Origin of the sequence: Lacisediminimonas sp. (assembly GCF_030645335.1) — a bacterium.
GTDB lineage: Bacteria > Pseudomonadota > Gammaproteobacteria > Burkholderiales > Burkholderiaceae_D > Lacisediminimonas.
This window is the reverse complement of sequence record NZ_JAUSNH010000025.1, coordinates 1-5,963: the sequence shown is the minus strand read 5'-3', so window position 1 is coordinate 5,963 and position 5,963 is coordinate 1. Positions and strand designations below refer to the sequence as shown.

Here is a 5,963-nt window from a genome sequence, read left to right as displayed (position 1 = left end):
GCACCGATGGCGTGTAGATGGTGGCGAACTCATGCAGCTTCTGGAAGTTCTCGCGCGAATCGACCTGGATGGTCGTGGTCTCGTCATGCACGAAGTCGCGCAGCACCCGCTGCGCCAGGCTCAGGTCCTGGTACAGCAGGGCGGGCGATGGCCGGCTCTTGGCTTGCTGCGTCACCGTGGCCCAGGTCTTGCGCAGATAGTCGATATCCATCGACAGGTCATGCTCGGAACTGTCTTCGGCCATCGTGCGCACGATGAAGCCGCCGCGCTCGTCGGTGGGTAGCAGCCGTTGCATGCGCTGGCGCAGGGCGTCGCGGTCGGCTTCGTTTTCAATGCGCTGCGAAATGCCGATGTGCGGGTCTTGCGGCAGGTAGACCAGCATGCGGCCGGCGATGGAAATTTGCGTCGACAGGCGCGCACCCTTGGTGCCGATCGGGTCCTTGATCACTTGCACCAGCACGTTCTGGCCGTCGAACAACAGCTTTTCGATCGCTTGCAGCGGGGCATTGGTGCCATCGCGCGCACGCGCCTCCCAGATGTCGGCCACGTGCAGGAAGGCGGCGCGCTCCAGGCCAATGTCGATGAACGCGGATTGCATGCCGGGCAATACCCGCACCACGCGGCCAAGATAGACGTTGCCGGCGCGGCCGCGCGATGCGGTCCGCTCCACATGCAGTTCCTGCACGGCGCCCTGCAGGATCAGTGCGACCCGGGTTTCCTGCGGTGTGACGTTGATCAGGATATCTTCAGTCATAGGATGCGGATGCCGGCCTGTTCGAGTAGTTGTGCCGTCTCATGCAGCGGCAATCCCATGATGCCGGAATAGCTGCCGCTGATTTCCGCAATGAAGGCTGCAGCCTGTCCCTGGATGCCGTAGCCGCCGGCCTTGTCGTAGGGTTCAGCCAGCGCGCAGTAGTTGCGTATCTGTTGTTCAGTCAGCGTGGCGAAGGTCACGGACGACACGTTGGTGGACTGCCACATGTCGTCCGTGGTCCGGACTGCAACGCTCGTCATCACCTGGTGTGTGCGGCCGGACAGCAGCCTCATCATGGCAATCGCTTCGTCGCGATTGGCCGGCTTGCCAAGGATCGTATCGTCGATGGTCACCGTGGTATCGGCCGTCAGGATCGGCCGCACCGGCAGGCGGCGCCAGTACATCGCCTTCTCGGCGAGGGCCAGCTTTTCGCGCGTCACGCGGATCACATAGTCGATCGCGGCTTCGCCGGGGATCACTGCCTCGCTGATGTCGGGGCCGCGTTCCGGGCTTTCGCGCAGCATCAGTAACTGGAATTCCACGCCGACCTGGCGCAATAATTCGCGGCGACGCGGGCTTTTCGATGCCAGGTAGATCTTCTGGTCGGCGGGTTTCATCCGTGCTGGTTCAGAGTGTGGGGCGGTGGTAGGGATGGTTTTCGGTGATGGACCAGGCGCGATAGAGCTGTTCGGCGAGCAGCACGCGCACCATGCCATGCGGCAAAGTCAGGCTCGACACGCGCAGCAGCAGGTCGGCGCGCTGCTTGAATCCGGCATCCAGGCCGTCTGCACCACCGATGACGAATGTAACATCGCCGCGTTGCTGCTGCCACTCTTTGAGCTTGTCGGCCAGTTGCAGTGTGGTCAGGTCGCGACCATGCTCGTCGAGCGCGACGATGCGTGAGCCTTTGGGCACCACCGCCTCGATGCGCTCGCGCTCCAGGGCCATCACGGCTTCCGCACTCCTGCTGCCGGAGCGGTCGACCGGCTTGATTTCACGCAGCACGATCCGGCATTGCGCCGGCATGCGCTTGGCATACTCCTGGAAACCCGATTCGATCCACGCTGGCATCTTGTGGCCGACGGCGGCGATCACCAGTTGCATTCAGGGCCCGCCGTCAGCAGCAGGACGGGCCGCGATCAGCGCTCGGCAGTGCGGCGTGCCGGCGCCTTGCCGGCAGTAGCCGTCTTGCCCGGCGACACTTTGACAGTCTTGCCGACCGGGGTCTTGGCAGCGGTCTTGCGTGCCGTGGTTGGCTTGGCTGCGGTCTTGCCGGCGGTTTTGGATGCGGACTTGGCTGCAGTCTTGCCGGCGGCGGACTTTACGCCGGTCTTCGGCGCAGCTTTTGCGGCGGTCTTGCTGGCGGTCTTGCGGGCGGCAGGCTTGGCTCCAGCCTTGGCCGGCGTCTTGCTCGCAGCGCGTGGGCTGGCAGTCTCGCCTGCGCTGGCTTTGGTCGGTCGTTTTGCTGCGGCCGCGGGGACTTCAGCACCCGTTTCGCCCACGCCGACGATATGACGGCGGCGCGCTGGCTTGTCGGCCTCGCTGCTGGCGCTGGCTACGGCCTTGACCGGCCCGCGCGAGCGGCGCTTGACGTCGGACAGCTTGACCGGCTTGTCGCCCCAGATCTCTTCGAGCCGGTAATAGGCGCGGATCGCAGGCTGCATGATGTGGACGATCATGTCGCCCAAGTCGACCAGCACCCATTCGCCGGTATCCTGGCCTTCCACGCCGATGACTTGTCCGCCGGCTTCCTTGACCTTGTCGCGCACGGAGGCTGCCAATGCCTTGGTCTGGCGGTTGGAGGTGCCCGACGCCACGGCCAGCGAATCGAACAGGGAAGTCAGGTGGGTCGTGTCGAACAGGACGATATCTTGCGCCTTGACATCTTCCAGGGCGTCAACGACGAGGGCTTGCAGTTTTTTGATGTCCATTAGATTCGATAAATGTGATGTTGTTTAATATAGTCTAGCACCGTGGGGGGCAAGGACTGCGCCGGGAGCTCGCCACGCGCCAGTGCGGCACGCACTTCAGTAGATGACATGTCGAACGAAAGATTCGATGCAAATAACGCCACGCCTTGCGCGCAATCCCGCAATTGCGCTGCCGTTCCCATCCGCTGCGAAAACGCTGTTGCCACTTCTGGCGGCAGATGCGCTTGATCCATTGCGTAGCCGGGCCGTGCAGCGACGCAAAAATGCGCCAGGTCGAACAATGAACGCCAGTCGTGCCAAGTATTGAATTGCGCCAGTTGGTCGGCGCCGATAATCCATGCCAGCGATGCCTCGTTGCCGAGTTCGGCGCGCAGCGAGCGCAATGTATCTACCGTATAGCTGCCGCCGCCGCGCCGTATTTCCTGTTCGTCGATCACGACCGGTACCGGCAGGCCATCGAAAGCCAGCCGCAACATCGCGACCCGGTCTGCCGCAGATGCCTTTAACGGCGGCTTCTGCCACGGGTCGCCGGCCGGTAGCAGCCGCAATGAATCCGGCGCCAGCAGCCTGCTGAAATGGCCCGCAACCGCAACATGTCCCTGGTGCACCGGATCGAAGCTGCCACCCATCAGCAGCACGACGGGGCGCGTATTCACGTCAGCCAATCCCGGTGTGGAAGGAAATCAGTGTACAGCAATGCTTCGGGCGTGCCCGGTTCCGGTTGCCAGTTGTAGCGCCATTTGACGATCGGCGGCAGCGACATCAGGATGGATTCGGTGCGCCCGCCCGACTGCAGGCCGAACAAGGTGCCACGGTCGAACACCAGGTTGAACTCGACATAGCGCCCGCGCCGGTAGGCCTGGAAGTCGCGTTCACGCTCGCCATACGGCATGCCGATGCGTTTCTCCAGCAGCGGCAGGTAGGCCGGCAGGAAGTGGTCGCCCACGCTTTGCATCATCGCGAAGCTGGCATCGAAACCCGGAGCATTGAAATCATCGAAGAAGATGCCGCCGACGCCGCGTGCTTCCTGGCGGTGCTTCAGGTAAAAATAGTCGTCGCACCACTGTTTGAAGCGCGGGTGCAGGTCCTCGCCGAATGGCGCCAGCGCAGCCTGGCAAGTGCGATGGAAATGACGCGCATCCTCTTCAAAGCCGTAGTACGGCGTCAAGTCCATGCCGCCGCCGAACCACCAGACCGGCAGCTGGCCTTCTGCCGTGGCGATGAAAAAGCGCACGTTCATGTGCACCGTCGGTGCGTAAGGATTGCGCGGATGCAGCACCAGCGACACGCCCATCGCTTCCCAGTTGCGGCCGGCGAGTTCCGGGCGGTTGGCTGCGGCCGAGGGCGGCAAGTTTTTGCCCATCACATGGGAGAAGCCGACGCCGCCGCGCTCCAGCACCGTGCTGTCCTCCAGCAGGCGTGAAATGCCGCCGCCGCCGTCCGGGCGCTCCCAGGTGTCGCGAATGAATGGCTTGCCGTCCACCGCTTCGAGCGCGGCCACGATGCTGGCCTGCAAGCAGAGCAGATAGTCTTTAACGGCAAGTTGCAAGGGCGGCGCTGGCGTCACGGTGTCGGGCATGGAATCAATGTGGGATTGTTGGCTACAGCCGCTTCAAGGCCCGCCAGCCGATGTCCCGGCGGAACTGCGCGCCATCGAAATGGATCTGGTCGGCTGCCTCGTAGGCGACCTTTTGCGCCATGCGCACGGTGTCGCCCAGGCCCACCACGCACAGCACCCGGCCGCCGGTGACGACCAGTGCACCGTCCTTGATGGCGGTGCCGGCATGGAAGGTGACGCAATCGGCCGTCTCGGTCGGAATGCCGGTGATCACATCGCCCTTGCGCGGTGCGTCCGGATAACCGGCCGCCGCCATCACCACGCCCAATGCGGTGCGCCGATCCCATTGCAGCTCGACCGCGTCCAGCGTGCCGTTGACGGCATGTTCCATCACGCCCACGAGATCGGTCTTCAGGCGCGCCATGATCGGCTGCGTTTCCGGGTCGCCCATGCGGCAATTGAATTCCAGCGTGCGCGGATTGCCCTGGCTGTCGATCATCAGGCCTGCATACAGGAAGCCGGTGAATGGTATGCCGTCCTTTGCCATGCCCTGCACGGTCGGCACAATGATTTCGCGCATCACGCGCGCATGCAGCGCTGGCGTGACGATCGGCGCCGGCGAATAGGCGCCCATGCCGCCCGTATTCGGGCCTTCGTCATGATCCTGCAGGCGCTTGTGATCCTGGCTGGTGGCCAGCGGCAGGATATTCTTGCCATCCACCATGACGATGAAGCTGGCTTCCTCGCCGGCCAGGAATTCTTCGATCACGACGCGTGCGCCGGCGTCGCCCAGCCGGTTGTCCGACAGCATCATGTCGACCGCGGCATGCGCTTCGTCCAGCGACATGGCCACCACCACGCCCTTGCCGGCGGCCAGGCCGTCGGCCTTGATCACGATCGGCGCACCTTGCTGCTGCACGTAGTCGTGGGCCGCAGCGACGTCCGAAAATGTCCGGGAGCGGGCGGTGGGTATGTTGTGGCGCTGCATGAAGGACTTGGCAAAGTCCTTGGAGCTTTCCAGTTGGGCGGCTTCCCGGGTCGGCCCGAAAATCTTCAGGCCCTGTTCGCGGAAGATATTGACGATGCCCGCTGCCAGCGGCACTTCCGGCCCGACCACGGTCAGGCCGATATGTTCTTTCTGGGCAAACTGCGCCAGCCATTTGGGGTCGGTAATGGGCACGTTGCGCAGGCGCTGGTCCTGCTCGGTGCCGCCATTGCCGGGCGCGACATACACCATCTGGATGCGCTCCGACTGGGCCAGTTTCCAGGCCAGTGCATGCTCGCGGCCACCTGATCCTACGACAAGAATTTTCATGGAATGCGGATGTTTGGGTAAAGCCGGTCGCGGGCCGGGAATGGAAAAGTCGGGAAAGCTCAGGACCAAGCGCAGCGCAGGAGATCAGTCTTCAATGATCGCGTTGGTGAACACCTCTTGCACGTCGTCCAGGTTTTCCAGGGCGTCGAGCAGCTTTTGCATCTTGAGCGCGTCCTCGCCGGCAAAAACGGTCTCGGTGGACGGCTTCATCGTCACTTCAGCCACTTCCGGCTTGAACCCTGCCTTTTCCAGCTTTTCGCGGATGGTGGTGAGGTCGTGCGGGCCGCACAGCACTTCGATGCCGCCTTCGTCGTCGGTGATCACGTCGTCGGCGCCGGCTTCGAGCGCGGCTTCCATCAGCGCGTCTTCATCGGTGCCGGGCGCAAACAGCAACTGCCCGCAATG

8 protein-coding genes are annotated in these 5,963 nt (G+C 63.5%); all 8 read right to left on the bottom strand.

What is annotated here, in order from left to right:
• On the bottom strand, nucleotides 1-754 hold a 754-nt coding region (locus tag Q7T64_RS01930; RefSeq protein ID WP_304790265.1), incomplete at its 3' end, for a ribonuclease E/G.
• Complete coding sequence (locus Q7T64_RS01925) at nucleotides 751-1,371, bottom strand: nucleoside triphosphate pyrophosphatase (protein ID WP_304790263.1); 621 nt, start codon at nucleotides 1,369-1,371, stop codon at nucleotides 751-753. The genes Q7T64_RS01925 and Q7T64_RS01930, both read right to left, overlap by 4 nt.
• Nucleotides 1,372-1,381: 10 nt before the next feature.
• Nucleotides 1,382-1,858 carry a 23S rRNA (pseudouridine(1915)-N(3))-methyltransferase RlmH gene (gene rlmH / locus Q7T64_RS01920; protein ID WP_304790260.1) on the bottom strand — a complete coding sequence of 159 codons (477 nt, stop codon included), beginning with the start codon at nucleotides 1,856-1,858 and terminating at the stop codon, nucleotides 1,382-1,384.
• Nucleotides 1,859-1,893: 35 nt separating this feature from the next.
• On the bottom strand, nucleotides 1,894-2,685 hold the full coding sequence (gene rsfS / locus Q7T64_RS01915) for a ribosome silencing factor (protein ID WP_304790257.1): 792 nt from the start codon (nucleotides 2,683-2,685) through the stop codon (nucleotides 1,894-1,896).
• Entirely contained in the window at nucleotides 2,685-3,350 is a 666-nt protein-coding gene (gene nadD / locus Q7T64_RS01910; protein ID WP_370653238.1) for a nicotinate-nucleotide adenylyltransferase, read from the bottom strand. The genes rsfS and nadD overlap by 1 nt, the downstream gene beginning before the upstream one ends.
• Nucleotides 3,338-4,264 carry an oxygen-dependent coproporphyrinogen oxidase gene (gene hemF, locus Q7T64_RS01905; RefSeq protein WP_304790254.1) on the bottom strand — a complete coding sequence of 309 codons (927 nt, stop codon included), beginning with the start codon at nucleotides 4,262-4,264 and terminating at the stop codon, nucleotides 3,338-3,340. The genes nadD and hemF overlap by 13 nt, the downstream gene beginning before the upstream one ends.
• Before the next feature lie 22 nt (nucleotides 4,265-4,286).
• Nucleotides 4,287-5,558: a phosphoribosylamine--glycine ligase gene (purD, locus tag Q7T64_RS01900; protein WP_304790250.1), complete on the bottom strand. Its 1,272-nt coding sequence runs from the start codon at nucleotides 5,556-5,558 to the stop codon at nucleotides 4,287-4,289.
• An 84-nt stretch (nucleotides 5,559-5,642) separates the two neighbouring features.
• Nucleotides 5,643-5,963, bottom strand: a 321-nt coding sequence (locus tag Q7T64_RS01895; RefSeq protein WP_304790247.1) for a YebC/PmpR family DNA-binding transcriptional regulator, incomplete at its 5' end; no start/stop codon positions are given.